General features: G+C 61.8%; 32 protein-coding genes and 1 tRNA gene. 24 read left to right on the forward strand and 9 right to left on the reverse strand.

Features of this window, described 5'->3' with window-relative positions; genetic code table 11:
- Nucleotides 1–22: 22 nt before the first annotated feature.
- The 3 genes from hisA (at nucleotide 23) to NFX52_RS00360 (ending at nucleotide 2259) form a co-directional block, all read left to right on the forward strand.
- Nucleotides 23–763 (forward strand): 1-(5-phosphoribosyl)-5-[(5-phosphoribosylamino)methylideneamino]imidazole-4-carboxamide isomerase, encoded by a 741-nt coding sequence (hisA, locus tag NFX52_RS00350; protein WP_055399225.1) that lies wholly within the window; start codon nucleotides 23–25, stop codon nucleotides 761–763.
- A gap of 123 nt (nucleotides 764–886) precedes the next feature.
- Nucleotides 887–1687 (forward strand): imidazole glycerol phosphate synthase subunit HisF, encoded by an 801-nt coding sequence (gene hisF / locus NFX52_RS00355; RefSeq protein WP_055399223.1) that lies wholly within the window; start codon nucleotides 887–889, stop codon nucleotides 1685–1687.
- The gene (locus NFX52_RS00360; protein WP_055399221.1) at nucleotides 1684–2259 is read left to right on the forward strand and encodes a hypothetical protein; all 576 of its coding nucleotides are present in this window, start codon (nucleotides 1684–1686) and stop codon (nucleotides 2257–2259) included. Before hisF ends, NFX52_RS00360 begins: the two co-directional genes overlap by 4 nt.
- A 41-nt stretch (nucleotides 2260–2300) precedes the next feature.
- On the opposite strand, the gene NFX52_RS00365 is transcribed toward NFX52_RS00360, so the two are convergent.
- Nucleotides 2301–2510, reverse strand: a complete 210-nt coding sequence (locus NFX52_RS00365; RefSeq protein WP_156358762.1) for a hypothetical protein — start codon at nucleotides 2508–2510, stop codon at nucleotides 2301–2303.
- On the opposite strand from NFX52_RS00365, the gene hisI reads away from it, so the two are divergent.
- The 8 genes from hisI (at nucleotide 2500) to tatC (ending at nucleotide 6965) form a co-directional block, all read left to right on the forward strand.
- Entirely contained in the window at nucleotides 2500–2898 is a 399-nt protein-coding gene (hisI, locus tag NFX52_RS00370; RefSeq protein ID WP_176889144.1) for a phosphoribosyl-AMP cyclohydrolase, read from the forward strand. The two genes, NFX52_RS00365 and hisI, sit on opposite strands and share 11 nt — an antisense overlap.
- Nucleotides 2898–3293 carry a phosphoribosyl-ATP diphosphatase gene (locus NFX52_RS00375; RefSeq protein ID WP_252635344.1) on the forward strand — a complete coding sequence of 132 codons (396 nt, stop codon included), beginning with the start codon at nucleotides 2898–2900 and terminating at the stop codon, nucleotides 3291–3293. The genes hisI and NFX52_RS00375 overlap by 1 nt, the downstream gene beginning before the upstream one ends.
- Nucleotides 3290–3676 carry a DUF4870 family protein gene (locus NFX52_RS00380; protein ID WP_055399217.1) on the forward strand — a complete coding sequence of 129 codons (387 nt, stop codon included), beginning with the start codon at nucleotides 3290–3292 and terminating at the stop codon, nucleotides 3674–3676. The genes NFX52_RS00375 and NFX52_RS00380 overlap by 4 nt, the downstream gene beginning before the upstream one ends.
- Nucleotides 3669–4733 carry a patatin-like phospholipase family protein gene (locus tag NFX52_RS00385; protein WP_055399215.1) on the forward strand — a complete coding sequence of 355 codons (1065 nt, stop codon included), beginning with the start codon at nucleotides 3669–3671 and terminating at the stop codon, nucleotides 4731–4733. The genes NFX52_RS00380 and NFX52_RS00385 overlap by 8 nt, the downstream gene beginning before the upstream one ends.
- Before the next feature lie 164 nt (nucleotides 4734–4897).
- On the forward strand, nucleotides 4898–5254 hold the full coding sequence (locus tag NFX52_RS00390; RefSeq protein WP_055399213.1) for a histidine triad nucleotide-binding protein: 357 nt from the start codon (nucleotides 4898–4900) through the stop codon (nucleotides 5252–5254).
- Between the two features lie 106 nt (nucleotides 5255–5360).
- Nucleotides 5361–5603 carry a Sec-independent protein translocase subunit TatA gene (tatA, locus tag NFX52_RS00395; protein ID WP_055399211.1) on the forward strand — a complete coding sequence of 81 codons (243 nt, stop codon included), beginning with the start codon at nucleotides 5361–5363 and terminating at the stop codon, nucleotides 5601–5603.
- A gap of 43 nt (nucleotides 5604–5646) precedes the next feature.
- Complete coding sequence (gene tatB / locus NFX52_RS00400; protein ID WP_055399209.1) at nucleotides 5647–6108, forward strand: Sec-independent protein translocase protein TatB; 462 nt, start codon at nucleotides 5647–5649, stop codon at nucleotides 6106–6108.
- 62 nt (nucleotides 6109–6170) lie between these two features.
- Complete coding sequence (tatC, locus tag NFX52_RS00405; protein ID WP_055399208.1) at nucleotides 6171–6965, forward strand: twin-arginine translocase subunit TatC; 795 nt, start codon at nucleotides 6171–6173, stop codon at nucleotides 6963–6965.
- Nucleotides 6966–7188: 223 nt separating this feature from the next.
- On the opposite strand, the gene NFX52_RS00410 is transcribed toward tatC, so the two are convergent.
- Nucleotides 7189–8340, reverse strand: a complete 1152-nt coding sequence (locus NFX52_RS00410) for a S1C family serine protease (protein ID WP_055399373.1) — start codon at nucleotides 8338–8340, stop codon at nucleotides 7189–7191.
- Between the two features lie 122 nt (nucleotides 8341–8462).
- Between NFX52_RS00410 and NFX52_RS00415 the strand changes: the two genes are divergently transcribed.
- Entirely contained in the window at nucleotides 8463–9224 is a 762-nt protein-coding gene (locus NFX52_RS00415) for a Nif3-like dinuclear metal center hexameric protein (protein ID WP_055399371.1), read from the forward strand.
- A 95-nt stretch (nucleotides 9225–9319) separates the two neighbouring features.
- Nucleotides 9320–10348 (forward strand): 4-hydroxythreonine-4-phosphate dehydrogenase PdxA, encoded by a 1029-nt coding sequence (pdxA, locus tag NFX52_RS00420; RefSeq protein ID WP_055399206.1) that lies wholly within the window; start codon nucleotides 9320–9322, stop codon nucleotides 10346–10348.
- A 182-nt stretch (nucleotides 10349–10530) separates the two neighbouring features.
- Here pdxA and mscL read toward each other — a convergent pair whose 3' ends face one another.
- Nucleotides 10531–10962 (reverse strand): large conductance mechanosensitive channel protein MscL, encoded by a 432-nt coding sequence (mscL, locus tag NFX52_RS00425; protein WP_055399204.1) that lies wholly within the window; start codon nucleotides 10960–10962, stop codon nucleotides 10531–10533.
- 145 nt (nucleotides 10963–11107) lie between these two features.
- Between mscL and petA the strand changes: the two genes are divergently transcribed.
- The 6 genes from petA to NFX52_RS00455 all read left to right on the forward strand — a co-directional run bounded on the left by petA (nucleotide 11108) and on the right by NFX52_RS00455 (nucleotide 15354).
- Nucleotides 11108–11704, forward strand: a complete 597-nt coding sequence (gene petA / locus NFX52_RS00430; RefSeq protein WP_055399203.1) for a ubiquinol-cytochrome c reductase iron-sulfur subunit — start codon at nucleotides 11108–11110, stop codon at nucleotides 11702–11704.
- 11 nt (nucleotides 11705–11715) lie between these two features.
- Complete coding sequence (locus NFX52_RS00435; RefSeq protein WP_055399201.1) at nucleotides 11716–13128, forward strand: cytochrome b; 1413 nt, start codon at nucleotides 11716–11718, stop codon at nucleotides 13126–13128.
- 19 nt (nucleotides 13129–13147) lie between these two features.
- Nucleotides 13148–13906, forward strand: a complete 759-nt coding sequence (locus tag NFX52_RS00440; protein WP_055399199.1) for a cytochrome c1 — start codon at nucleotides 13148–13150, stop codon at nucleotides 13904–13906.
- A gap of 109 nt (nucleotides 13907–14015) precedes the next feature.
- Nucleotides 14016–14627, forward strand: coding sequence for a glutathione S-transferase N-terminal domain-containing protein (locus NFX52_RS00445; protein ID WP_007854512.1), 612 nt, complete (start codon nucleotides 14016–14018; stop codon nucleotides 14625–14627).
- Nucleotides 14628–14675: 48 nt separating this feature from the next.
- A complete protein-coding gene (locus NFX52_RS00450; protein WP_055399369.1) occupies nucleotides 14676–15227 on the forward strand; it encodes a ClpXP protease specificity-enhancing factor in 552 nt (183 codons plus the stop codon).
- 51 nt (nucleotides 15228–15278) lie between these two features.
- A tRNA-Thr gene (locus tag NFX52_RS00455) sits at nucleotides 15279–15354 on the forward strand.
- Nucleotides 15355–15400: 46 nt separating this feature from the next.
- Here the strand turns inward: NFX52_RS00455 and NFX52_RS00460 are convergent.
- Nucleotides 15401–15700: a hypothetical protein gene (locus NFX52_RS00460; RefSeq protein WP_055399197.1), complete on the reverse strand. Its 300-nt coding sequence runs from the start codon at nucleotides 15698–15700 to the stop codon at nucleotides 15401–15403.
- 31 nt (nucleotides 15701–15731) lie between these two features.
- On the opposite strand from NFX52_RS00460, the gene NFX52_RS00465 reads away from it, so the two are divergent.
- From NFX52_RS00465 to NFX52_RS00485, 5 genes are all read left to right on the forward strand, one after another.
- Nucleotides 15732–16715, forward strand: a complete 984-nt coding sequence (locus NFX52_RS00465) for a M23 family metallopeptidase (RefSeq protein ID WP_238385645.1) — start codon at nucleotides 15732–15734, stop codon at nucleotides 16713–16715.
- A 137-nt stretch (nucleotides 16716–16852) separates the two neighbouring features.
- Entirely contained in the window at nucleotides 16853–19606 is a 2754-nt protein-coding gene (gene secA, locus NFX52_RS00470) for a preprotein translocase subunit SecA (protein ID WP_207401850.1), read from the forward strand.
- 95 nt (nucleotides 19607–19701) lie between these two features.
- Nucleotides 19702–20931, forward strand: coding sequence for a bifunctional glutamate N-acetyltransferase/amino-acid acetyltransferase ArgJ (argJ, locus tag NFX52_RS00475; RefSeq protein WP_055399191.1), 1230 nt, complete (start codon nucleotides 19702–19704; stop codon nucleotides 20929–20931).
- Between the two features lie 55 nt (nucleotides 20932–20986).
- Complete coding sequence (locus NFX52_RS00480) at nucleotides 20987–21859, forward strand: ATP-binding protein (RefSeq protein ID WP_055399189.1); 873 nt, start codon at nucleotides 20987–20989, stop codon at nucleotides 21857–21859.
- Nucleotides 21852–22322, forward strand: a complete 471-nt coding sequence (locus tag NFX52_RS00485; protein ID WP_055399367.1) for an NUDIX domain-containing protein — start codon at nucleotides 21852–21854, stop codon at nucleotides 22320–22322. The genes NFX52_RS00480 and NFX52_RS00485 overlap by 8 nt, the downstream gene beginning before the upstream one ends.
- Nucleotides 22323–22416: 94 nt before the next feature.
- On the opposite strand, the gene NFX52_RS00490 is transcribed toward NFX52_RS00485, so the two are convergent.
- The 5 genes from NFX52_RS00490 to NFX52_RS00510 all read right to left on the reverse strand — a co-directional run bounded on the left by NFX52_RS00490 (nucleotide 22417) and on the right by NFX52_RS00510 (nucleotide 26247).
- Entirely contained in the window at nucleotides 22417–22635 is a 219-nt protein-coding gene (locus NFX52_RS00490; protein WP_055399187.1) for a DNA gyrase inhibitor YacG, read from the reverse strand.
- 51 nt (nucleotides 22636–22686) lie between these two features.
- The gene (zapD, locus tag NFX52_RS00495; protein WP_055399185.1) at nucleotides 22687–23442 is read right to left on the reverse strand and encodes a cell division protein ZapD; all 756 of its coding nucleotides are present in this window, start codon (nucleotides 23440–23442) and stop codon (nucleotides 22687–22689) included.
- An 85-nt stretch (nucleotides 23443–23527) separates the two neighbouring features.
- Entirely contained in the window at nucleotides 23528–24148 is a 621-nt protein-coding gene (gene coaE / locus NFX52_RS00500; protein ID WP_055399183.1) for a dephospho-CoA kinase, read from the reverse strand.
- Between the two features lie 3 nt (nucleotides 24149–24151).
- Entirely contained in the window at nucleotides 24152–25030 is an 879-nt protein-coding gene (locus NFX52_RS00505; protein WP_055399181.1) for a prepilin peptidase, read from the reverse strand.
- Nucleotides 25030–26247 carry a type II secretion system F family protein gene (locus NFX52_RS00510; RefSeq protein WP_055399179.1) on the reverse strand — a complete coding sequence of 406 codons (1218 nt, stop codon included), beginning with the start codon at nucleotides 26245–26247 and terminating at the stop codon, nucleotides 25030–25032. Before NFX52_RS00510 ends, NFX52_RS00505 begins: the two co-directional genes overlap by 1 nt.
- Nucleotides 26248–26256 lie beyond the last annotated feature (9 nt).

Below are 26256 nucleotides of genomic sequence, written 5' to 3' on the forward strand. Positions count from 1 at the left end.
TTTTCACCCGAACTTCACCACCATGCTGCTCATCCCCGCCATCGACCTCAAAGACGGCCACTGCGTACGCCTCAAACAAGGCGATATGGACCAATCCACCACCTTTGGTGAAGACCCCGCCGCCATGGCGCGCAAATGGGTGGATGCCGGTGCACGCCGCCTGCACCTGGTGGACTTGAACGGTGCGTTTGCGGGCGTGCCCAAGAACTACAGCGCCATCAAGTCCATCCTGAAAGAGGTGGGCGACGACATTCCCGTGCAGCTGGGCGGCGGCATCCGTGACCTGGACACCATCGAGAAATACATCGACGGCGGCCTGCGCTACGTGATCATCGGCACGGCTGCGGTCAAGAACCCCGGTTTTCTGAAGGACGCCTGCAGCGCCTTCGGCGGCCACATCATCGTGGGGCTCGACGCCAAGGACGGCAAGGTCGCTACCGACGGCTGGAGCAAGCTCACCGGCCACGAGGTCGTGGACCTGGCCAAGAAGTTCGAGGACTGGGGCGTCGAATCCATCATCTACACCGACATCGGCCGCGACGGCATGCTCTCGGGCATCAACATCGACGCCACGGTGAAGCTGGCCCAGGCTTTGAGCATCCCCGTGATCGCCTCGGGCGGCCTGTCGAACATGGCCGATATCGAGCAGCTGTGCGCGGTGGAGAGCGAAGGCGTTGAAGGTGTGATCTGCGGCCGTGCCATATACAGCGGCGACCTCGACTTTGCTGCGGCGCAAGCGCGTGCCGACGAACTGAACGGCTGAAACCGATCACCCCCTGAGCGGCTTCGCCGCTTCCCCCCGGGGACGACGCCAGTGGCCTGGCGAAGTCAGTTCCACGGCGTCTGCTGGCCTCGGTAGCGCCTAATCAACGAATCGCTCACTGACATGCTCGCAAAACGAATCATTCCCTGTCTTGACGTCACCGGAGGCCGTGTGGTCAAGGGCGTCAATTTCGTCGAGCTGCGCGACGCAGGCGACCCGGTCGAAATTGCCGCGCGCTACAACGCGCAGGGCGCTGACGAGCTCACCTTCCTCGATATCACCGCCACCAGCGATGGCCGTGACCTCATCCTGCACATCATCGAGGCCGTGGCCAGCCAGGTGTTCATTCCACTCACCGTGGGTGGCGGCGTGCGCACTGTGGAAGACGTGCGCAGGCTGCTCAATGCGGGCGCCGACAAGACCAGTTTCAACTCGGCCGCGATTGCCAACCCTGACGTCATCAACGCCGTGTCTGCCAAGTACGGTGCTCAATGCATCGTGGTGGCCATCGACGCCAAGCGCCGCTCGGCCGAGGATGCGCAGCGCCTGGGCGCCAACGGTCAGCCCGTGGGTGCGGGCTGGGACGTGTACAGCCACGGGGGGCGCAAGAACACCGGCCTGGACGCCATTGCCTGGGCCACTGAGATGGCGCGGCGCGGTGCGGGCGAAATCCTGCTGACCAGCATGGACCGCGACGGCACCAAGGCAGGCTTTGACCTGGAGCTGACCCGCGCAGTGAGCGATGCGGTGAGCGTGCCCGTGATCGCCTCGGGCGGGGTGGGTAACCTGGACCACCTGGCCGACGGCATCCAGACCGGTGGTGCCGACGCGGTGCTGGCCGCCAGCATCTTCCATTACGGCGAATACACCGTGGGCCAGGCCAAGGCCCGCATGGCCGAGCGCGGCATTCCGGTGCGTCTGTGACGACGCCATTCGCGGGCGCGCGTTGGGCGCTGGTGGTGGCCCTGGCGGCCACGGCACTGCCCGCTGCGGCGCAGCAGGTGCCGCCCCCGTCGTATGCGAGTTTTTCTGAGCGCCTGCCCTGTGTGCACCGCATTGGCCGCTGCTTTGACGCGACCATCGGCGGCAAGCCGGTGGAGGTGATTGCCGACAAGGCCGAATTCGAGAAGCTCAAGGCCCTGCTCCAGACGCTGAACAGCAATGTGCGTGACGTGCACTGGATCGTGCGCGAACCCGTGTTGGGCACGCTCGCGCTGGACGTGGAAACCCGCGCCAACACGCTGGGTTTGCCGCTGGTGGGCGATGAGAAGGAAGAGCCCGATGTCACCGTCTATGCCCTCGACGGCCAAGATCTGGAGAGCGAATCGGAGCTGGTAGCGCAGCAAAGCGTGCGCGTGAATGGCCAGCCCGTGGTGACGCAGCAGGAAACCCTCACGCAGGATTTTCTGCCCCCGGGGCGCTATGCGTTTGCCATCAAGTACCTGGGCCGCAAGAACTGGGATCGCAAGTGGGTGTTTTTGACCGTGGCGAAGTAAATTTTCGATCAAAAGTGGTTCTGGCGCTGAGGGTGAAAGCGCTAATAGCTATTGTTTTTGTAGTCAGATTTACGCGCTGCGCAGTGCTGCAATTGGCTGCAAGCTGCCCGGTGAAGCATCTGTTTTTTCATTGAACTCTCATTTTGATAGCTGCTAGCGCTTGATGGATAAGCGCTAGAGGCAAAAATGACCTCAAAACCGCTCGCCCGGCAGGCGGGCTGGTCATTCAAATCACCGACAATCCCGCCCATGAACTGGCTCAACGAAGTGAAATGGGACGCGCAGGGCCTGGTGCCCGTGATTGCGCAGGAGCAGGGCACGGGCGACGTGCTGATGTTTGCCTGGATGAACCGCGAGGCCCTTGCCAAGACGGCAGAACTCGGCCGCGCCGTGTACTTCAGCCGCTCGCGCAAGAAGCTGTGGTTCAAGGGCGAAGAGTCCGGCCACGTGCAGACCGTGCACGAGATCCGCCTGGACTGCGACAACGATGTAGTGCTGCTCAAGGTCACCCAGCTCGGCCACGAGCCTGGCATCGCCTGCCACACAGGCCGCCACAGCTGTTTTTTCAGCGTGCTCAAGGACGGAGCCTGGCACGCGGTCGATCCGGTCTTGAAAGACCCTGAATCCATCTACAAGTAATGGCAATGGACGACAAGACCATGAGTTCCAACGATTCCCTCGCACGCCTTGCCGATGTGATTGAAAGCCGCAAGCCTGCCAACGGCGGCGATCCCGATAAGAGCTATGTCTCGCGCCTGCTGCACAAAGGGCCGGATGCGTTTTTGAAGAAGATCGGCGAGGAGGCCACCGAAGTCGTCATGGCGGCCAAGGATGTGGACCACGGCGCCGACAAGTCCAAGCTGGTTTACGAAGTGGCCGACCTCTGGTTCCACTCCATGGTGGCGCTGGCCCACTATGGCCTCACGCCTGCCGATGTTCTGACCGAGCTGGAGCGCCGCGAGGGCACCAGCGGCATCGAGGAAAAAGCCTTGCGCAAGGTGGTTGCGCGCACTGCCGAAGAAGGAGCACCATGAACGACATCATCGACGTGCAAAGCAATGAGCAAAAAGCCCAGGGCCTGAAGAACATCGGCTGGGTCAGCTATGTGCTGCACCTCATCGTGGCCGTGGGGGCCGTGCTGCCGGGTGCGCAAGCCAGCGCGCTGCTGCTCGTCATTGCGCTGGTGCTCGATCTCGTCAAACGCGGCGATGCCGAAGGCACCTGGCAGGCCAATCATTTTTCGTGGCGCATCCGCACCGTGATCTGGGCGGGCGTGCTTTACATCGTCACCGCGCCGTTCTGGCTGCTGGGATTGTTTCTCTTTAACCCCGTATGGGTTGTGATCTCCCTGTGGTTCCTGTACCGCATCGTGCGCGGCATGCTGGCCATGAGCAAGAACCAGGCGGTGGATGCCTGAACCGACGGCGTCCCTGTCGCACTTGTCATCCCTGCCACGGCTGAACCTGGCCCTGCAGGGTGGGGGCTCCCACGGTGCGCTCACCTGGGGTGTGCTGGATGCCTTGCTGGAGGATGGCCAGTGGCAGTTTGATGGCGTGAGCGGCACCAGCGCCGGCGCGATGAATGCCGTGGCCATGGCGCACGGCTTTGCCAAAGCCGCGCAGGAGCACAAAGACCCGCACGAAGCGCACCTGGCCGGTTGCGTCCAGGCGCGTGAAACGCTTACCCGGCTGTGGGAGGGCGTGGGCACGCTGGGCAGCCTGATGTGGGGCTCGCCCCTGTCGGCCGCCAACCCCATGATGGGGCTGATGCGCCAGTGGCTCTCGCCCTACCAGACCAATCCGCTCGACATCAACCCGCTGCGCCGCCTGCTGGAGCGCGAGGTGGACTTTGACCTGTTGTGCACTGTGCGCCGCGCCAGCGCTGCGGCGGGCGGGCCCAAGGTGTTTGTGTGCGCCACCAACGTGCGCACCGGGCGCGGCGAAATCTTCTCTGGCCCCCGGCTGAGCGCGGATGCCGTGATGGCGTCGGCCTGCCTGCCAGCGCTGTTCAAGGCCGTGGAAATCGACGGTGAGCATTACTGGGACGGCGGCTATTCGGGCAACCCTGCGTTGCACCCGCTGATCTATCAGACCGAGACCTCCGACATCCTGCTTGTGCAGATCAACCCCATCGAACATCTGGATCTGCCCCACTCAGGCCAGGAAATCATGGAGCGCATGAACGAAGTCACCTTCAATGCCAGCCTGCTGGCCGAGTTGCGCGCCATCGAGTTCGTGCGCCGTCTGCTGGCCGAGGGCAAGCTGGATGCGCGCCGCTACAAAAGCGTGCGCATGCACCGCATCGACGGCGGCGCCGTGCTGGCGCCCTTTGGCGCCGACAGCAAGGCCCGTGCAGACATGGCCTTTGTGCGCAAGCTTTTCGCCCTCGGCCGCACGGCCGGGCAGGAATGGCTGTACGCGCACCGCAAGGATGTGGGTGTGCGGCCCACCATCAATATCGCTGAAAATACATGAAGCCCCCCTGTGCCGCCTACGGCGCCTTCCCCCTTGGGGGACGCCACCCGTGGCCTGGCAAAGCCAGTTCCACGGTGGCACTGGCTTCGCGCGCGCCGGTTGCGACCGCTTTGGATGGCGAGCAGCGCCTGGTGACCTGTTAATTTTGTACTGACATTTTCCTCATGCACGATCCGAACTGCCTCTTCTGCAAAATCATCGCAGGCCAGATTCCTTCGAAAAAGGTCTATGAAGACGAAGAAATTTTCGCCTTCCACGACATCCACCCCTGGGCGCCGGTGCACTTTCTGATGGTGCCCAAGCTGCATATCCCTTCGATGGCGCAGGTCACCGAGGAACACGCGGGTGTGCTGGGGCGCATGATGGCGCTGGCGCCGAAGCTGGCAATGGAGCAGGGCTGCAACCCGTACCCGGAGGGTGGCTTTCGCGTCGTGGTAAACACGGGGCTTGAAGGTGGGCAGGAAATCCACCACCTCCATATCCATGTGATGGGCGGTCCCCGTCCGTGGCTCAAAGGCTGAACCAGGCTGACGGGTCGTGCAGGGAGATTCCCGCAGTTCTGCTTGGGCTGTGAACTCCTGTCACGCCCCCCGTCTAAAATGATTGCAATTCGTTAGGAGATATTCCATGGGCTCTTTTTCCATCTGGCACTGGCTGATCGTGCTGCTGATCGTCGTCATGGTGTTCGGCACCAAGAAGCTCAAGAACATGGGCTCCGATCTCGGGGGCGCCGTAAAGGGCTTCAAGGACGGCATGAAAGACGGTTCGGCCGACGCGGCTGCCACCACCACCCCACCCGCGGGCCAGGTTGCCAACAACCCTGCGACCGACAAGACCACCATCGATGTCGAAGCCAAGCAAAAGAGCTGAGCGGGCTGTTCCCGCTGGCACCCGCACGCTTTGCGCTTGATCCATGATTGATATTGGCCTGTCCAAGATGGCGCTGATCGGCGCGGTGGCTCTTATAGTCATCGGGCCCGAGAAGCTCCCCCGTGTGGCCCGCACGGTGGGCACCCTGCTGGGCAAGGCCCAGCGTTACGTGTCCGATGTGAAGGCCGAGGTCAACCGGTCCATGGAGCTCGACGAGCTCAAGAAAATGAAGGACACGGTGGAGAACGCCGCACGCGATGTGCACAACTCCATCCAGACCAGCGCCAGCGAGTTCGAAAAGGACTGGGCCGAGGCTACCGACACCGCCAGCTCGGCGTTGCAGGACCAGACCGCCGTCGTGCCGGCCTACAAACACCCCGGCAAGAACTGGCGCCTCAAGCGGGGTGCGGTGCCCCAGTGGTACAAGGCCCGAAGCGGTGTGCGCACCAAGGCACAGTCCGGCGCGGCCCGTGTGGCGCGTTTCCGTCCCCGTAAATTCCATTGATGCAGCAGCCACCAGCGCACCGCGCGCTGCATGGGCGGCCCTGACGCCCACGAAAACCCAACATGTCCGAAACCCCTTCCAAAGAAGACGAGCTGGCCGGTACCGAGCAGCCGTTTGTGCAGCACCTGATGGAGCTGCGCGACCGGATGGTCAAGGCCATCATTGCCATCGCGATTGCGGCGGCGATTTTGTTCTTCTTCCCTGGCCCTGGCGCGCTGTATGACTTTCTGGCGGCGCCGCTGGTGGCCCACCTTCCCAAGGGCGCCACGCTGATCGCCACGTCGGTGATCTCGCCGTTCATGGTGCCGCTCAAGATCTTGTTGATGTCGGCCTTTTTGCTGGCACTGCCGTTTGTGCTGTGGCAGGTGTGGGCCTTTGTGGCGCCTGGCCTGTATTCCCACGAAAAGAAGCTGGTGCTGCCGCTCGTGATCTCCAGCACGCTGCTGTTCTTCATCGGGGTGGCGTTTTGCTACTACCTGGTGTTTGGCCAGGTGTTTGCGTTTATCCAGAGCTTTGCGCCCAAGAGCATCACCGCCGCGCCAGACATCGAGGCCTACCTGAGCTTTGTGCTGTCGATGTTCCTGGCGTTTGGCTTGTCCTTCGAGGTGCCGATTGCCGTGGTGGTGCTGGCGCGCATGGGCATCGTGAGCGTGCAGAAGCTGCGCGAATTCCGTGGCTACTTCATCGTGATCGCGTTTGTGATCGCCGCCGTCGTCACGCCGCCCGATGTGGTGTCGCAGCTGTCACTGGCGATCCCCATGTGTCTGCTGTACGAGGTGGGCATCTGGGCGGCGCAGATCTTCATCAAGCACACCAAAGCCCCGGAAGAGGGTAGCGAGCCCGCCTCCAACGCCTGAAGGTTGAGTTTCTCGTGAAAATGAGCTCTAGCGCTTGTTGGATAAGCGCTCCAAGCTATATTTTTAATAGCTGACGGGTTGCATCAGCGGCCATGCCGCAGTGTTCTGCGCGCAGCCCCTAAAAACTGGCGCGTGCCCAATACCAGTGCCACCGCGGAACCGGCTTTGCGAGGCCGCTGGAGGCGTCTCCCTTTGGGAAAACGCGCAGCGGCTCAGAGGGGGCTTACCGCCTCACATTGCGCTGAGGCTTGGGGCGCACGCCGGGGTTGATGCTCAGTTCCACCATCTTGTCGCCACGCTGCACGTTGAATGGTGCCGCAGTGCCGGGCTTGAGCCCCGCCACGGCGGTCAGCAACTCGGACACGTTGCTCACCTTCCTGCCTTCAACCCGCACGATCACATCGCCGGGCCGCATGCCCGCCTGAGCGGCGGGGCCGTCCTGCAGCACGCCGGTGATGATCACGCCCTCGGTGGCTTTCACGCCGAAGGTTTCTGCCAGTTCGGGTGAGAGTTCGTTGGGCTCCACGCCAATCCAGCCGCGTGTGACCTGGCCGTCCTGCACGATGCCATCCAGCACCATGCGGGCCGTAGACACGGGGATTGCAAAGCCGATGCCCATGCTGCCGCCCGAGCGCGAGTAGATGGCCGTGTTGATGCCCATGAGGTTGCCATTTACATCCACCAGCGCGCCGCCCGAGTTGCCAGGGTTGATGGCCGCATCGGTCTGGATGAAGTTCTCGAAGGTGTTGATCCCGAGCTGTGTGCGGCCCAGCGCGCTCACGATGCCGCTGGTCACCGTCTGGCCCACGCCAAACGGGTTGCCTATGGCCAGCACCTGGTCGCCCACGGCGAGTACGTCCGAGTTGCCCAGCACGATGACGGGCAGCTTGTCGAGTTCGATCTTGAGGATGGCCAGGTCGGTGTCGGGGTCGGTGCCGATCACGCGGGCGCGGGCGCGGCGGCTGTCGGTCAGCGTCACTTCGATCTCGTCGGCGCCTTCCACTACGTGGTTGTTGGTCAGGATGTAGCCGTCGGGGCTCACGATCACCCCGCTGCCCAGCCCGGCCTGCGCCTGGGCCCCCTGGTCGCCAAAGAAGAACTGGAACCAGGGGTCGTTGCTGCGCGGATGGCGCACGGCCTTGCTGGTGTTGATGCTGACCACCGCAGGCGCCGCCTGGCGCGCCGCAGCGCTGAAGCTGCCCGCCGCAGGCTGCGCATTGGCCGGGGCAGGGGGTGCTTCGAGCAGCGCAATGCCCGCGCCGGAGCGTGTGGTGGCGCCCCGGCCCAGCCAGCTCGGCTGCAGGGTGGCGACAACGAAGTAGGCCGCAACGAACACCGTGACGGCCTGCGAAAACAACAGCCAGATGCGTTTCATGAAATTCTGTACAGGTGATGGGCTGGAGAAGGGGCGGCGGGCGGTGTGCATGCCACGGCTGCCTCCCGGAGAAAAGCATTGTCCCCCATGTGTGGGCGTGGGCCACGCGCGACAATAGCTGCATGAGCATTTCCCGCACCAAACTTTTGCAGGCGTTTGACAGCCTGCTGCAACCCGAGCGCTTCAAGGACTATGGCCCCAACGGCTTGCAGGTGGAGGGCAAGGCCGAGATCAGCCGCATCGTCAGCGGCGTGACGGCCAGCCGCGCCCTGATCGACGCGGCCATTGCTGCCCAAGCGGATGCCATCTTCGTGCACCATGGCCTGTTCTGGCGCGGGCAAGACGGCCGGGTGACGGGCTGGATGAAGCAGCGTTTGCAGTTGCTGCTCGCGCATGACATCAACCTGTTTGCCTACCACCTGCCGCTGGATGCCCACCCGGAACTGGGCAACAACGCCCAGCTAGGACGGGTGCTGGGGCTCGTGGCCGACGCGCGGTTTGGCGAGAACGATCTGGGCTTTGCCGGGCCTGCCGCGTTTGCCGATGGGCAGGCCCTGGCAGACCATGTCGCGCAGGCCCTGGGCCGTCCCGTCACCTGGGTGCCGCCGGAAGGCGCTGCTGCGCAGCGGCCAGTCTGCCGCGTGGCCTGGTGCACAGGAGGCGCGCAGGGCTACTTCGAGGCGGCGATTGCGGCTGGGGCCGACGTGTTCATCACCGGCGAGATTTCCGAGCCCCAGGCGCATCTGGCCCGCGAGATGGGGGTGGGTTTTATCGCCGCAGGGCACCACGCGACCGAGCGTTATGGGGCGCCTGCGGTGGCGGCGCAGGTTGCAGGGCGGTTGGGGCTGGGCCACCAATTCATCGAGATCGACAATCCTGCCTGATCGCTGGTAGCCTGGGTTTTTCGCTATAAAAATAATAGCTATTTGCGCTTATCAATAAAGCGCTAGGGTCACTTTTTATCTGAAATCAAACTTCCATGAAGCCTCTCGCCATTACCCAGGGTGATCCTGCCGGCATCGGCCCCGAAATCGTGGCCAAGGCCTTTCGCGATGCGCCAGCCGATTTGGTGGGTTGCTTCGTGGTGGGCGATGTCGCCACCTTGCGGCGTGCGGCCCAGGCCATCGTGCGGCCCGGCGTGCCCATGGTACCCGTGGCACAGATTGCTGCGCCCGCCGATGTGCTGGACGTGCCGCCCCGCTGTGTTCCGGTGTTGCAGTTGCCAGGCATTCCTGGCCCGCAGCCCTGGGGGCACATTGGCGCCGCCGCTGGCCGTGCCGCCGCAGACAGCGTGGTCTGGGCCGCCCGCGCGGCGCTGCGGGGCGAGGTGGCGGGGCTGGTCACGGGGCCCTTGCACAAGGAGGCCTTGGCGGCAGCGGGCGTGGCATTTCCGGGCCACACCGAGCTGCTGCAGGCCGAGGCCGCCGCGCACCAGGGGGTATCGCTGGCGCAAATGCCCGTGCGCATGATGCTCGCCAGCGACGAGTTGCGCACGGTGCTGGTCAGCATCCACATGTCGCTGCGCGATGCCATTGCGGCGGTCACCACGGACAACGTCCTGCAGACGTTGCAAATCACGCACGCTGCCCTGGTGCGCAGCCTGGGGCGGGCGCCGCGCATCGCGGTGGCAGGGCTCAATCCCCACGCGGGCGAAGGCGGGCTGTTTGGTAACGAGGAAGCCGAGGTGATTGCGCCGGCCATCGCCGCTGCGCGCGCGCAGGGGCTGGATGTACGGGGGCCCTTCGCTCCTGACACGGTGTTCATGCGCGCGCGCAGTACGCCCCATCGCGCTGGAGAGTTCGACGTGGTCATTGCCATGTACCACGACCAGGGGCTTATCCCGGTGAAGTACCTCGGGGTGGACAAGGGGGTGAACGTGACCCTGGGCTTGCCCCTGGTGCGCACCAGCCCCGACCACGGCACCGCGTTTGACATAGCGGGGCAGGGTATTGCCGATGCTGCAAGCCTCATCGAGGCCGTGCGCATGGCGCGGACCCTTTGTGGATGAAACAGTCCCATGGCGCTGTGGCTAGGCGCAAAAACAAAAAACTATCAATTCGATAGCGGATTGTTGAGGGATGGGGCTTCAAACTGGCGCGCCCCGAGCCAGCAGCCACCGCGCAAGGGACACTCCGCCGCGCTGGCGGCGTCCCCCTTCAGGGGGAAGGCGCGTAGCGACTCAAAGGGGCGTTATTTTTTCAAGCTATCTCTGATCTCGCGCAACAGGACGATGTCTTCGGCGGGCGCGGCTGGGGCTTCGGGGGCTGGCGCAGGGGCTTCGCGCTTGAGGCGGTTGATCTGCTTGATCATCATGAAGATGATGAACGCCAGAATGATGAAGTTGACGGCCACGGTCAGGAAGTTTCCATAGGCAAACACCGGCACGCCCGCCTTCTTGAGGGCATCGAGCGTCATGGCCGTGCCCGGTGGCACGGACCCCAGCACCACGAAGAGGTTGGAAAAGTCGAGTTTGCCGAACACCAGCCCCACCACCGGCATGATCAGGTCGGACACGACCGAATCCACGATCTTGCCGAACGCCCCTCCAATGATCACGCCGACGGCAAGGTCGATCACATTGCCCTTGACCGCAAACTCCCTGAACTCCTGCATCATCCCCATGGTGTGCTCCTTGTTTGAATGGTGATGCCGGAGTATTGCCCGGCGCGGTGCCCTGTCAAGACAGTCACCCACTTTGAAATAACCATTTTCACTCCGCTACAATTCGCGGTTGACCCAACAATAGCGATGTTTACCGAGGATCCCCATGAGTGACACACCAGTCGACACCAGTAAAAGGACGTGGCTGATTGCGTCCGGATGTGCCGGTGCCGCTGGCGGAGTGGCAGTTGCAGTGCCTTTCGTCAGTAGTTTTCAGCCTTCGGAAAAAGCCAGAGCGGCCGGTGCCGCTGTAGAGGTGGACATCTCCGCCCTTCAGCCCGGCGAAAAGCTGACCGTTGAATGGCGTGGCAAGCCTGTGTGGATCCTGAAGCGCACTCCCCAGCAGCTGGAGTCTCTCGCTCAGACGGAATCGCAGCTGGCCGATCCCAAGTCGGATCGCAAGACGTACCCCACCCCCGAGTACGCCAAGAACCAGCACCGTTCGATCAAGCCGGAAGTGTTTGTGGGCGTGGGCATCTGCACCCACCTGGGTTGCTCGCCCGGAGACAAGTTCCAGACCGGCCCACAGCCCTCGCTGCCAGACGACTGGCACGGTGGCTTCCTGTGCGCCTGCCACGGCTCCACGTTCGACGTGGCTGGCCGGGTCTTCAAAAACAAGCCGGCGCCTGACAACCTGGAAGTGCCGCCGCACATGTACCTGTCCGACACGCTGCTGTTGATCGGCGAAGACAAGAAGGCCTGAGGTAAATCGACATGGCTGAATTCAAGGAAATCTCCCCCAACGCCTCGGCAGGCGCCAAGGTCACGAACTGGTTCGAGAACCGCTTCCCGACCGCTTTTGACGCCTACAAGGTGCACATGTCGGAGTACTACGCTCCGAAGAACTTCAACTTCTGGTACATCTTCGGCTCGCTGGCCCTCGTTGTGCTGGTGATCCAGATCGTGACCGGCATCTTCCTGGTCATGCACTACAAGCCCGACGCCAGCCTAGCGTTTGCTTCGGTCGAGTACATCATGCGCGATGTGCCCTGGGGCTGGCTGATCCGCTACATGCACTCCACAGGCGCCTCAGCGTTCTTTGTGGTGGTGTACCTGCACATGTTCCGTGGCCTTATCTACGGCAGCTACCGCAAGCCGCGCGAACTGGTCTGGATCTTCGGCTGCGCCATCTTCCTGTGCCTGATGGCCGAGGCCTTCATGGGCTATCTGCTGCCCTGGGGCCAGATGTCGTACTGGGGCGCCCAGGTGATCGTGAACCTGTTCGCTGCCATTCCCTTCATCGGTCCTGATCTGGCCTTGCTGATCCGTGGCGACTTCGTGGTGGGCGATGCCACGCTGAACCGCTTCTTCAGCTTCCATGTGATCGCTGTCCCGCTGGTGCTGCTCGGCTTGGTGGTGGCCCACTTGCTGGCGTTGCACGACGTGGGTTCCAACAATCCCGATGGCGTGGAAATCAAGGGCCCCAAGGCGCCCAAGGATGCCAATGGCAAGCCGCTCGATGGCGTGCCTTTCCATCCCTACTACACGGTGCACGACATCTTCGCGCTGAGCATGTTCCTGATGGCGTTCACGGCCGTGGTGTTCTTTGCGCCTGAGTTTGGTGGCTACTTCCTGGAGTACAACAACTTCATCCCGGCCGATCCGCTGGTGACGCCGTTGCACATCGCGCCGGTCTGGTACTTCACACCGTTCTACTCGATGCTGCGTGCCATCACGACCGAGATGATGTACGTTCTGGTGCTGTGTGTGCTGGCGGGTGCTGCCTTTGGTGTGTTCAAGGCCAAGTTGCCCAGCTTCATCAAGGTCGGCATCGCTGGTGCTGCCGTCGTGGCGGCGGTGCTGATGCTGTCGATCGATGCCAAGTTCTGGGGTGTGGTGGTGATGGGGGGTGCCGTGATCATCCTGTTCTTCCTGCCCTGGCTGGACCACAGCCCGGTGAAGTCGATCCGCTACCGTCCCGACTGGCACAAGTACCTGTACGGCGTGTTCGTGATCATCTTCCTGATCCTGGGCTACCTGGGTGTGCAACCCCCTTCGCCCATTGGCGAACGTGTGTCGCAGGTGGGTACGCTGTTCTACTTTGGGTTCTTCCTGCTGATGCCCTGGTGGAGCCGTATTGGCGAGGCCAAGGCCGTGCCCGACCGCGTGACCTTTGTGGCGCACTGAGCCCCAGGAGATAACAACAATGAAGAAAATCATCCTCACGTTGGTGGCCGCCCTGGGTCTGGCTGCTGGCTCTGCACTGGCTGCGGGCGGTGGCATTCCGCTGGACAAGGCCCCCGTCAAGACGAACGATCTGGCCTCGCTGCAAAATGGCGCCAAGGTTTTCGTCAACTATTGCCTGAATTGCCACTCCGCAGCGTTCATGCGGTTCAATCGCCTGAAAGACATCGGTTTGACCGATCAGCAGGTCAAGGACAACCTGCTGTTCACTACGGACAAGGTCGGCGAAACCATGAAGGCGGCGATTGATCCCAAGCAGGCCAAGGCCTGGTTTGGTGCCAATCCCCCCGATCTGACCGTGATCGCCCGTTCGCGTGCTGGCGCCGGTGGTTCGGGTGCGGATTACCTGTACACCTACCTGCGTACTTACTACCGCGACGAAACCAAGCCGACCGGCTGGAACAATCTCGTGTTCCCCAACGTGGGCATGCCCCACGTGTTGTGGGAGCTGCAGGGTGATCGCCGCCCAGTGTTTGAAGAGCACGAAAGCCATGGCCACAAGACCCAGGTTTTCAAGGGTTGGGAGCAGGTCAGGCCTGGTCTGATGACCCCACTGCAGTACGACCAGACTGTGGGTGACCTGGTGAACTACATGCAGTGGATGGCAGAACCCGCGCAAAACACCCGCAAGCGAGTGGGTGTCTGGGTGCTGATTTTCCTGGGTGTGTTCACGGTGATTGCCTGGAGGCTCAACGCAGCCTTCTGGAAAGATGTGAAGTAACGCGCGCAGCAGTCATATCCATTGAAAGCACCCTTCGGGGTGCCTTGGTTTTTTTGCAGAGTGGGCGCTTTTGGCGTCCCACTCTTTTGATTTTTAGGAGCCTCCCACCATGATGGTGCTTTACTCGGGTACGACCTGTCCCTTCTCCCACCGCTGCCGTTTTGTCTTGTTCGAAAAGGGCATGGACTTTGAAATCCGCGATGTGGACCTGTACAACAAGCCCGAAGACATCAGCGTGATGAACCCCTACGGCCAGGTTCCCATTCTGGTCGAGCGCGATCTGATCCTGTACGAGTCGAACATCATCAACGAGTACATCGACGAGCGCTTCCCCCATCCCCAGCTGATGCCCGGCGACCCCGTAGACCGCGCCCGTGTGCGCCTGTTCCTGCTCAACTTCGAGAAGGAGTTGTTCGTGCACGTGAACATCCTGGAGTCGCGCGCGACCAAGGGCAACGAAAAGGCGCTGGAAAAGGCGCGTGCGCACATCCGTGACCGCCTGACGCAGCTGGCTCCTGTGTTCCTCAAGAACAAGTACATGCTGGGCGACAACTTCTCCATGCTCGACGTGGCCATTGCCCCGCTGCTGTGGCGCCTCGACTACTATGGCATCGACCTCAGCAAGAATGCAGCTCCGCTGCTCAAGTATGCAGAACGCATCTTCTCGCGCCCTGCGTACATCGAGGCGTTGACCCCATCCGAGAAGGTCATGCGCAAGTAACTTGCGGCCTGCCCCGTTCCCTATTCACAGCAGTTGCCTTTCACCTTCATGACCGCACAGGAATCTACGTCCACACGCCCGTACCTCATTCGTGCCTTGTACGAGTGGTGCACCGACAACGGGCTGACGCCGTATGTGGCGGTGCGTGTCGATGACTCGGTGCAGGTGCCTCGTGAATACGTGAAGGATGGTGAGATCGTCCTGAACATCAGTTTTGATGCGACAAGCGCCTTGCAACTGGGCAACGATTTCATCGAGTTCAAGGCCCGGTTTGGCGGCAAGCCGCGTGAGATCCTCGTGCCGGTGGGGCGGGTGATCGCCATCTATGCCCGTGAAAACGGGCAGGGTATGGCGTTTCCGCCCCCGGTGGATGTGCTGGCTGGTGGTGCGGCTGCTGCCGGGGCCATCGCGCCCATGCTGGCAGAAGCGGTGTCTTCCGAAGATGCTACTGCTGCAAGTGGAGCGCAAACTTCCGAGGACCGCGTGGTGCAGTTGGTGTCTGCGGATGACGGCAGGAAAGATGGCGACGAAGGGGGTGACGCACCGCGACCACCTCCGGCTGCGGGTGGTGCTCGGCCATCGCTCAAGCGGGTGAAATAACCGCCCCTTGTTTTTTTGAGGCTGCTTTTTCCACGATAAAATGCAGCCTTCGCCGGTTTAGCTCAGTTGGTAGAGCACCCGCCTTGTAAGCGGTAGGTCGTCAGTTCGATTCCGACAACCGGCACCAGTTTTCTCCTGTTCCTCACCGCATTCCCTGATCCTGGCGTTGACCGTCAGGTTTGAACTTTCAGGCGAATCGCGTTAACCTCCCACCCCCGGCTGCGCAAATGCGCCTGCAAAGCAGGCAGCAGTTGGCGTATTTTTGCCGCGGCGGCATTGCTTTTGACCAGCAGGCACCAGGAGTCTCCATCAATGGGGCCGGCCTGGATCGCTGGGCGCAGCGCCGCAGGAATCAGCATTTCAATGGCCTTGAGCCGATCACTGGAGTCGCGTGTCAGCGCTGTGAGCTTGGCCAGCGTGGGAGAGTCCTCGCTGGCTTGCTGCAGGGTGACGGCGTAGTGGCGGCGGTTCATGGTGTGCGTCTTCGGGCGTGGAGAATTCGTAGTGCATCTGATTATCACGGACGCCAGGCTGGCGCGCAGCCGGGCCATTCACTTGTCGGGCACCCGCCTGATCCTGGCAGGGCTCTTGCTGTCGCTGTGCCTCATGCTGGTGGCTGTGACGCTGTACCACTGGGTGTTTCTCAAGGGCGCGCGTGAAGGCTGGCCCATTGTGGGGTCATTGGTACGGCTGGTCGTCAAGGACGAGTTTGCAGAGCGGGACCGTTTCATGCGTGCCAATCTGGATGCCATGGCCCGCCGCGTTGGCGAGATGCAGGCCCGCATGGTGCAGCTGGAATCCTTGGGCGACCGCGTGCTGGGCCTTGCAGGCATGGCGCCGGCCGATGTCCAGAAGTCCGATGGGCGTGGAGGGGTGTTGGTCAGTGCACGCAATCTCTCCATGGAGGAACTGCAATCCACCCTTGACGAGCTGGAGCGCCTGACCAACCAGCGTGTGGATTTGATGACCGTGCTCGAATCGCGCCTTTTTGACCAGCACATCCGCAAGAAGATGATTCCTACCCATGCGCCTGTCACCGGACGGGTGCCGGGCTCGGCGTTTGGCTGGCGCGTAGACCCAATCACCGGCCAGTCGGCCTTGCACACGGGCCTGGATTTTCAGGCAGATACCGGAACACCGATCCTGGCAGCTGCGGGGGGTGTAGTCGTGACGCAGGAATACCATCCGGCTTACGGCAACATGATCGAGGTGGACCACGGCAACCAGCTGGTCACGCGCTACGCCCACGCATCGCGCACCTTGGTCAAGCAGGGCGACATCGTACGCCGTGGCCAGAAGATTGCCGAAGTGGGAACCACAGGGCGTTCCACCGGTCCCCACCTTCACTTTGAGGTGCTGGTGCAAGGGGTTTTCCAGGACCCACAGAAGTTTCTCAGCGCTGGTGGCACGGCTGCGGGCGCGCAGGTTGCGGCGATCCAGCCGCACGCATCGCCCGGCCAGCCGGCCATACCTGCAGCGGGCAGGTAAAATCGCGGGTCCGGTGTTCATGGCCCGGGATTGCAGTGCTTGCAATCCTTGGTGATGGACCCACCTGAACTCAATTCATCTTAGGGATTTCGGTCGCTTGACGCGCTGCTTGCAGCGGGGCAGGCGGTCCTGTTCGCATGGCCACCAACTTCCTCACCAAACTATTCGGCAGCCGCAATGACCGGCTCCTCAAGCAGTACCGCAAGACGGTGACCCGCATCAATGCGATGGAGCCCGACTACGAGAAGCTGTCGGACGAGCAGCTCAAGGCCAAGACGCAGGAGTTCAAGGAGCGTGTGGCCAAGGGCGAATCGCTGGATGACATCCTGCCCGAAGCCTTTGCCGTGGTGCGCGAGGGCTCCAAGCGCATCATGAAGATGCGGCACTTTGATGTGCAGCTGCTGGGTGGCATGGCATTGCATTTTGGCAAAATCTCCGAAATGCGGACGGGTGAGGGCAAGACCCTCACTGCCACCTTGCCCGTGTACCTCAATGCCCTGTCGGGCAAGGGTGTGCATGTGGTGACCGTGAACGACTACCTCGCCAACCGCGATGCGCAGTGGATGGGGCGCCTGTACAACTTCCTGGGCCTCACGGTGGGCATCAACCTGCCCAACATGCCGCGCGAGCAAAAGCAGGAAGCCTACCGAGCTGATATCACTTACGGTACCAACAACGAATACGGCTTTGACTACCTGCGCGACAACATGGTCTACGAAGCGCAGGACCGCGTGCAGCAAGGCCTGAACTTCGCCATCGTCGATGAGGTGGACTCGATCCTGATCGACGAAGCCCGCACACCGCTGATCATCAGCGGCCAGGCCGAAGACCATACGGCGATGTACATCGCCATGAACAAGGTGGTGCCCCTGCTGGTGCGCCAGGAAGGCGAAGCCGACCCGCGCACGGGTGAAGGCGTGACCAAGCCTGGCGACTTCACGCTGGACGAGAAGACGCACCAGGTGTTCCTGACAGAACAGGGCCACGAGAGCGCTGAGCGCATCCTGGCCAGCCAGGGCCTGATTGCCGAGGGGGCCTCGGTGTACGACCCGGCCAACATCACGCTGATGCACCACCTGTATGCCGCGCTGCGTGCCAACCACCTCTACCACCGCGACCAGCACTACGTGGTGCAAAACGGCGAAATCGTGATCGTGGACGAGTTCACCGGCCGCCTGATGTCGGGCCGCCGCTGGAGCGAAGGCCTGCACCAGGCCGTGGAAGCCAAGGAAGGCGTGAACATCCAGGCCGAGAACCAGACGCTGGCCTCGATCACGTTCCAGAACTACTTCCGCCTGTACAACAAACTCGCCGGCATGACCGGTACGGCCGATACGGAAGCCTACGAGTTCCAGGAAATCTACGGCCTGGAAACCGTGGTCATCCCGCCGAACCGCCCCAGCCGCCGCGACGACCAGCTGGACCGCGTTTACAAGACCACGCGCGAGAAGTACGAAGCCGCCATCAAGGACATCCGTGAATGCCACGAGCGCGGCCAGCCCGTTCTGGTGGGCACCACGTCGATCGAGAACTCTGAAATCATCGACCAGCTCCTGAACAAGGAAGGCCTGCCGCACCAGGTGCTGAACGCCAAGCAGCATGCACGGGAGGCGGACATCGTGGCCCAGGCAGGCCGTGCGGGCATGATCACCATCGCGACCAACATGGCCGGTCGCGGTACCGACATCGTGTTGGGCGGCAACATTGAAAAGGATGTGGCGGCCATCGAGGCCGACGAGTCCCTGCCCGAAGCGGAGCGCGCTGCCAAGGTGGCGGCGTTGCGCGAGCAGTGGAAGATCGATCACGAGAAGGTCAAGGAACTGGGTGGCTTGCGCATCATTGCGACCGAACGCCATGAGTCCCGCCGCATCGACAACCAGCTGCGCGGCCGCTCGGGCCGTCAGGGCGACCCCGGCTCGTCGCGTTTCTACCTGAGCCTGGACGATTCCCTGATGCGCATCTTCGCGGGCGACCGCGTCAAGGCCATCATGGACCGCCTGAAGATGCCCGATGGCGAAGCCATCGAAGCCGGCATCGTGACGCGCAGCATCGAGTCGGCCCAGCGCAAGGTGGAAGCCCGCAACTTCGACATCCGCAAACAGCTGCTGGAATACGACGATGTATCCAACGACCAGCGCAAGGTGATCTATCAGCAGCGCAACGACATTCTGGATGCTGCCGACCTGTCGGACGTGATCGCTGCCATGCGCGAAGACTGCATGACCGATCTGGTGCGCCAGTATGTGCCCGCCGAATCGGTGGAAGAGCAGTGGGACCTCGCCGCGCTGGAAAAGGTGCTGGCTGAAGAATGGCAGGTGTCGATTGCCTTGCAGCAGGTGGTGCAGGGCGCCAGCGCCATCACCGACGATGAAATCCTGGAGAAGGTGCTGGCCGCTGCCCATGCCTCGTTTGACGCCAAGGTGGCGCAGGTTGGGCGCGAGAACTTCACGCAGTTCGAGCGCATGGTGCTGCTGCAGAGCTTCGACTCCAACTGGCGCGACCACCTCTCCGCACTGGACTATCTGCGCCAGGGCATTCACCTGCGTGGCTATGCGCAGAAGCAACCCAAGCAGGAATACAAGCGCGAGGCCTTCGAGCTGTTCCGCCAGCTGATCGACCAGGTCAAGAACGAAGTCACCAAGATTCTCATGACCGTGCAGGTGCAATCGCAGGAGCAGCTGGACCAGGCGGCGCAAGAGATGGAAAACCGTGGCGAAAGCATTGCCAACGTGACCTATACCGCGCCGACCGAAACGGGCGAGGTCGAAACCACGGTGGATGTGCAGGCGCAGGACTTGGCGCTGCCGGAGGGCATGCGTGTGGGCCGCAACGATCCTTGCCCTTGTGGCAGCGGCAAGAAGTACAAGCAGTGCCACGGCAAGCTCGCCTGATTTCCTGATCCACACAACACGGGCTTCGGCCCGTGTTTTCATTGGCGTGCCACGGTTTTCCGGATAATCGGCCGCAGTTTTTCAGAAGGACCCCCATGCCCGTCAATCTCGTTGCCCCCGTTGCCGCTGATCTGCACCCGATTGCTGGAGTGCGCATTGGCGTTGCCGAAGCCGGTGTGCGCAAAGCCAACCGCAAGGATCTCACCGTGTTCCTGCTGGATGCGGGCGCCAGCGTGGCGGGCGTGTTCACGCAGAACCGTTTTTGTGCGGCGCCGGTGCAGATCAGCCGCGACCACCTTGCCAGCGGGCAGCCCATCCGCGCCATGCTGATCAACACCGGCAATGCCAACGCTGGCACGGGCGCTGATGGCCTGGCGCGTGCGCGCGCCACCTGCGTTGCCCTCGCGCGCCAGCTCAGCGTAGCGCCCGAGCAGATTCTGCCGTTTTCCACCGGTGTGATCATGGAGCCGCTGCCCAATGACCGCATCGAGGCAGGCCTGCCCGCCGCCATTGCCGACGCGCAGCCGGGCCACTGGGCGCGCGCTGCAGAAGGCATCATGACCACGGACACCTTGCCCAAGGCCTTTTCTGCCCAAGTGCCGATTGGTGGTGCCACCGTGTCCATCACCGGCATCAGCAAGGGCGCGGGCATGATCCGGCCCAACATGGCCACCATGCTCGGCTTCATGGCCACGGACGCTTGCGTGGCCCCTGCCGTCATGCAGCAGCTGGCTCGCGAACTGGCCGACGGCTCGTTCAACCGCGTCACCATCGATGGCGACACCTCCACCAACGATTCATTTGTGGTGGTGGCGACCAACAAGGCCGCGCATGCGCCCATCACTTCTCTGGCAAGCGCCGAGGGCCAGGCCCTCAAGGCCGCCATGCTGGCGGTATCGCAAAAGCTCGCCCAGGCCATTGTGCGCGACGGCGAAGGCGCTACCAAGTTCATCACCGTGCAGGTAGAAGGTGGCAAGACCGGCGAAGAGTGCCGCAAGGTGGCGTACGCCATCGCCCATTCGCCGTTGGTAAAAACCGCGTTCTATGCCAGCGACCCAAACCTGGGCCGCATCCTCGCGGCCGTGGGCTACGCGGGCATTGACGACCTCGACCAGACCGGTATTGATCTGTACCTGGACGACGTACACGTGGCCATTCAGGGCGGACGCAACCCCGCCTACCGCGAGGAAGACGGCCAGCGTGTGATGAAGCAAAGCGAGATCACGGTGCGTGTGCTGCTGGGCCGGGGCGAGGCTTCCGACACGGTGTGGACCTGCGATTTCAGCCACGAGTACGTCACGATCAATGCGGACTATCGTTCGTAAAAAACGCTCCTATTTTGATAGCTTTTGGCGCTGATAGATAAGCGCTAGGCCCGAAATGAATCAAAAATTTGAACATCTGATCGAGCGGGCCGAGCAGCTGATCGCCCGCATCGAGTCTGTGCTGCCCCAGCCCCTGGGAGCGCCGGACTGGTCTTTGTCCATCGCCTGGCGTTACCGCAAGCGCAGCAGTGGCCACGGCACCCTGGAGCCCGTGCGCCATGTGGCCGCGATGCATTTGGCGGATCTCAAAGAGATCGACGGGCAAAAGGAAAAGATTCAGCGCAATACCGAGCAGTTTGTGTTGGGCAAGCCCGCCAACAACGTGCTGCTGACCGGTGCGCGTGGAACCGGCAAGTCATCGCTCATCAAGGCCTGCCTGAATGCGTACGCGGGGCAGGGCCTGCGCCTGATCGAGGTGGACAAGGCGGACCTGGTCGACCTGCCGGATATCGTGGATGTGGTGGCCGACCGGCCGGAGAAATTCATCATCTTTTGCGATGACCTGAGCTTTGAAGATGGCGAGCCCGGCTACAAGGCGCTCAAGTCGATCCTGGATGGATCGGTGGCCGCCGCCACGCCCAATGTGCTGATCTACGCCACCAGCAACCGGCGCCACCTGTTGCCCGAATACATGGCTGAAAACCTCACGTACACCCACACCGCTGATGGCGAAGTGCACCCCGGTGAAGTGGTGGAGGAGAAGATTTCGCTGTCAGAGCGGTTTGGCCTGTGGGTGAGCTTCTACCCCTTCAGCCAGGAGGAGTACCTGACCATCGTCGCCCAGTGGCTGGCCTCCTTCGGGGTCTCTGCCGCCGCGATTGCAGTGGCCCGGCCCGAGGCGCTGGTCTGGGCGCTGGAGCGCGGCTCGCGCAGTGGCCGCGTGGCCTACCAGTTTGCGCGTGACTATGCGGGGCGCCACGATGGTTGATTCTGTTGCCGGATCCGCTGCTGCGCCTGCAACACCGGCCGCGACCACGGCGCGCAAGCACACCGAGGTGGCTGTCGGTATCCTCTTGCGGGCCGATGGCGCGATGTTGCTCTGCACACGCCCGCCGGGAAAGCCTTATGCCGGGTATTGGGAGTTTCCGGGCGGCAAGCTCGAAGCGGGTGAGACCGTGGAACAGGCGCTGCGCCGCGAGCTGTTGGAAGAGCTGGGCGTGACCATCGGCGCTGCCAGTGTCTGGAAAGTCACGGAACACGACTACCCACATGCCCTGGTGCGCTTGCACTGGTGCAAGGTCTGGGAATGGTCGGGCGAGTTCGAAATGCGCGAAGGGCAGACCATGGAGTGGCAGCAGATGCCACTGACGGTGTCACCGGTGCTGCCCGGTGCCTACCCGGTGCTGCAGTGGCTCGCTGAAGAGCGTGGCCTGGAATATTCGCCGGAATGACTTTCGTTTGCTACTGAATTGGCAGCTGCTAGAGCCTCACTGGTAAGCGCTAGAGCCCAATTTGTTTGAAATCCTGGGCAATTCCCAGTCGAGGTCAGTGCTGCAGGCGAGGATCGCCATAAGGTTCGTCGGCGGGAGGAGCCTCTGCAGGCATGCGGAAATCCTCGCTGGCCCAGGCGCCGAGGTCGATCTGCTTGCACCGCTCGCTGCAGAATGGGCGGTACACGTTGGCGGGGCTGTAGACACTGTCACCGCCACAACTGGGGCAGGTGACGATGCGTGCTCGTGGTTGGGTGTGCGTAGAGTTGGCCATGCTCGTCGTCGTTCTCAATGTCCTTGCCTGCTGCCTATCTGGCGCCGCAGCTTACGCGCACAGGGTCAGCTCGAAGGCCGCATCTTCATTGCTTGCATGCAGGCGCCCATCACTTTCCAGGCGCATGAGCCGCACCGAGACGATCAGGCGGTTGCCACTGATCTCGGGAATCAGGTTCAGGGCCGGGTCAATGCGCAGACGCAGCAACTGGAATGTGCGGCCCTGCGGCAGGTTCTGCTGAAATTGACCGCGCTCTGCTGCCACCTTCTGGGGAACGCCAGAGTCGCGCAGCAGCTTGAGCAACACATAGATGGATTCGGCCAGCGGGGCCAGGGTCGATGCCCACTCTTCAAGGGCCTGCTGGCGCACACCCGGTTCATGGTGCTGCCACGCGTAATACGCAGGCAAATCGAACCCGCAGGTGCCACCGGGAATGCCCACCCGGCTGCGGATGCTCATCAGCCAGTCGTTTTCGGTGAGCAGGTGTCCGGACTTGCCTGATTGGGTGTTGAGAGCTGTGAAACAACGGTCGAGCTGGGCAATGACTGCGTCAAGGGCCGCTTCGGAGATCGAGGGATTGCCACGGTAGCTATCGAGCTGGTGCTTGTGCTTCTCGATGTCCTTGAGCACATCCGACTTGAGGTCGGCCCGTGCCGCCACATCCATGATTTCGAAGATGGTGACCAGCGCAAAGTGGTGGTCGAGCGCGTGGGAACGGGGAATCAGTTCTCCCAATCGGCGGAACAACTGCTCAAGCCGCAGATAGGTTCTGAGACGCTCGTTAAAGGGATATTCGTAAAGGATCACGCTGGCGGGTTCCTGGGGGCTCAGGGAGTATTCTGACGCCGGTGGCGCACGGCATGGGGTGAAAGCACAAACGGTTTCGTTCGCATCATAGCCCGAACAGCGTGGCCACTTGCCGGGTCTGGAGGCGCAGGTCCTCTAGCGAGCAATCCCTGTCGTTGGCAATCACGGCATCTGCCACGGCGCGGCGCGCCGTGCGGCTTGCCTGCGAGGCGATGATGCCTTGCACCACCTCTCGCGCCAGGCCGCTGCGTTGCATGACCCGCTTGATCTGCGTTTCTGCAGAGCAATCCACCACCACGACAGCATCGAGCCTGCGGGCCCACCGGCCGGACTCCGCCAGCAACGGGATGTCAAACACGATCAGGGCATGGCCTTGGTCCGCAGCCTGCTGGGCCATCGCGTTGCTATGCAGGGTAACCAGAGGGTGCACGATCCCTTCGAGCTGGGCGCGTGCCTCGGGGTGGCTGAAGACCAGAGCCCGCATTCGCGCACGGTCCAGTGCGCCGGAGGCATCCACGAAGTCTGCCCCGAAAGTGGCTCTGATTGCGTCCATGGCCGCTCCTTGCGGGCCTGTCACGTCGCGAGCCAGCTGGTCTGCATCGATCAGGCTGCCTCCCAGCGCGGCGAACATGCTGCCCACCGTGCTCTTTCCGCTGCCAATGCCCCCGGTCAAGCCAAGGCGCAAGGGGCGCCTGCGCGGATTCATCGTTTATAGGCCCAGAAGGTTCAAGACAGCGTTAAGGATTGCGTTGGGGCCAAACACCATAGCGGTAAAACCAGCGCCGACCAGGAAGGGGCCGAAAGGGATGTAGCCGCCTTCACGCAGGCTGCTGAAGACTTTCATCCCGATACCGATGACGGCACCGATGACTGAGGACATCAGGATGATGGGGATCAGTGCCTGCCAGCCGAACCAAGCACCCAGTGCGGCAAACAGCTTGAAATCTCCATAGCCCATGCCTTCCTTGCCCGTGGCGAGCTTGAATCCCCAGTAAACCAGCCAGAGCGAAAGATACCCCGCTGCCGCGCCGAGCACGGAGGCATACAAAGGCACATCAATCCACTGCAGCGCGGAAGCGAGCAGGCCAGCCCACAGCAACGGCAAAGTGATGTCGTCCGGGAGCAGCGTCGTGTCCCAGTCGATGAACGCCAAGGCGACCAAGGCTGCCGAGAACCCGCACCAGACGAGCCCCGTGGGCGTCATCCCCCAGCGCTGGATGCACAGGAAGAAAAGGGCCCCCGTCGCAATCTCGATCAAGGGATAGCGTACCGAGATCCGCGCCTTGCACGCGGAGCAGCGCCCGCGCAGAAAAAGGTAGCTCAAAACAGGGATGTTCTCGTACCACTGGACCATGTGCCCACACGAGGGGCAGCGGGAACGGGGAACCATGAGGTTGAACCGCTCCTGTTCAGGAGGTGCGGCACCGGGATCTCCTTGCGCGCTCTGCGCCTGCGCTGCCCGGATTTCCTCAACCCACTGGCGTTCCATGATTTTGGGAAGCCGATAGATGACCACATTGAGGAAGCTACCGATCAGAAGTCCCATTACCCCGCCCAAACTTGCATTCCACCAAACGGGCATCTCCATTACACAACTTGGCCGAGTTTGAAGATTGGGAGGTACATGGAGACGACAATGCCGCCAATCAACGTACCCAGGAACACAATGATGATGGGCTCCATCAGACTGGACAAGCCCGCCACCATTTCGTCCACTTCTGCCTCATAGAAATCCGCAGCCTTGCCCAACATGTGGTCAATGGAACCTGATTCTTCCCCGATGGCGCACATCTGAAGGACCATGGAGGGAAAAATATTAGCGTTGCCCATGGCTGCGGTCAGGCTGGTACCGGTAGAGACTTCCTGCTGGATTTTTTCGGTTGCCATGGAATACACCGAATTGCCCGAAGCACCACCGACGGAGTCCAGAGCTTCAACCAGTGGCACCCCTGCAGCAAACATCGTGGACAGAGTACGTGTCCAGCGCGCAACGCAGGATTTATCGATCAAAGCCCCAAAAATCGGAATCTTCAATAGCACACGGTCCATGAACATCTGCATCTTTTCATTTCTTTTCCACGCCTGCATAAAAAAGAAAAATCCCCCACCAATCACACCGAAGATCAACCACCACCACTTTACAAAGATTTCGCTAATACCCATCACGAAAAGTGTAGGAGCAGGCAAATCGGCGCCAAACGATGTAAAAACCTCCTTAAATGCAGGGATTACAAAAATCATGATGACTGTAACAACCACAAAAGCAACGATTACCACGGAAATGGGATACATCAAAGCAGATTTGATTTTTGATTTGATGGCTTCCGTTTTTTCCATGTAGGTGGCTAAACGGTCCAACAGGGCCTCCAAAATACCGGCCGCTTCGCCTGCCTCCACAAGATTGCAGTAGAGACTATCGAAATACATGGGATGCTTGCGGAATGCACCATTCAGGGAAGTCCCCGTTTCAACATCGGAGCGGATGTCGTTGAGTAGCTTGGTAACACTTGCATTGGTATTCCCTCGTCCCACAATATCAAACGATTGCAGAAGCGGAACGCCTGCTTTCATCATTGTGGCAAGCTGACGCGTGAACAAAGCGATGTCTTTGGGCTTTATCTTCTTGCCAGAGCGCATCCGACGTTTCTTGATCTTTGTGGGAAAAACGCCCTGGCGGCGGAGCGTGGCTTGCACCTGGTTCTCGCCAGACGCACGCACCTCGCCCCGCACTATCTTGCCGTGGCGATCTTTGCCTTCCCATTCAAAAACAAAATCCTTGATATCCCGTGATGCAGCGGTTGCCATGCTGGACCC

This window comes from Acidovorax facilis, from assembly GCF_023913775.1.
In the GTDB taxonomy this organism is placed as follows: domain Bacteria; phylum Pseudomonadota; class Gammaproteobacteria; order Burkholderiales; family Burkholderiaceae_C; genus Acidovorax; species Acidovorax facilis.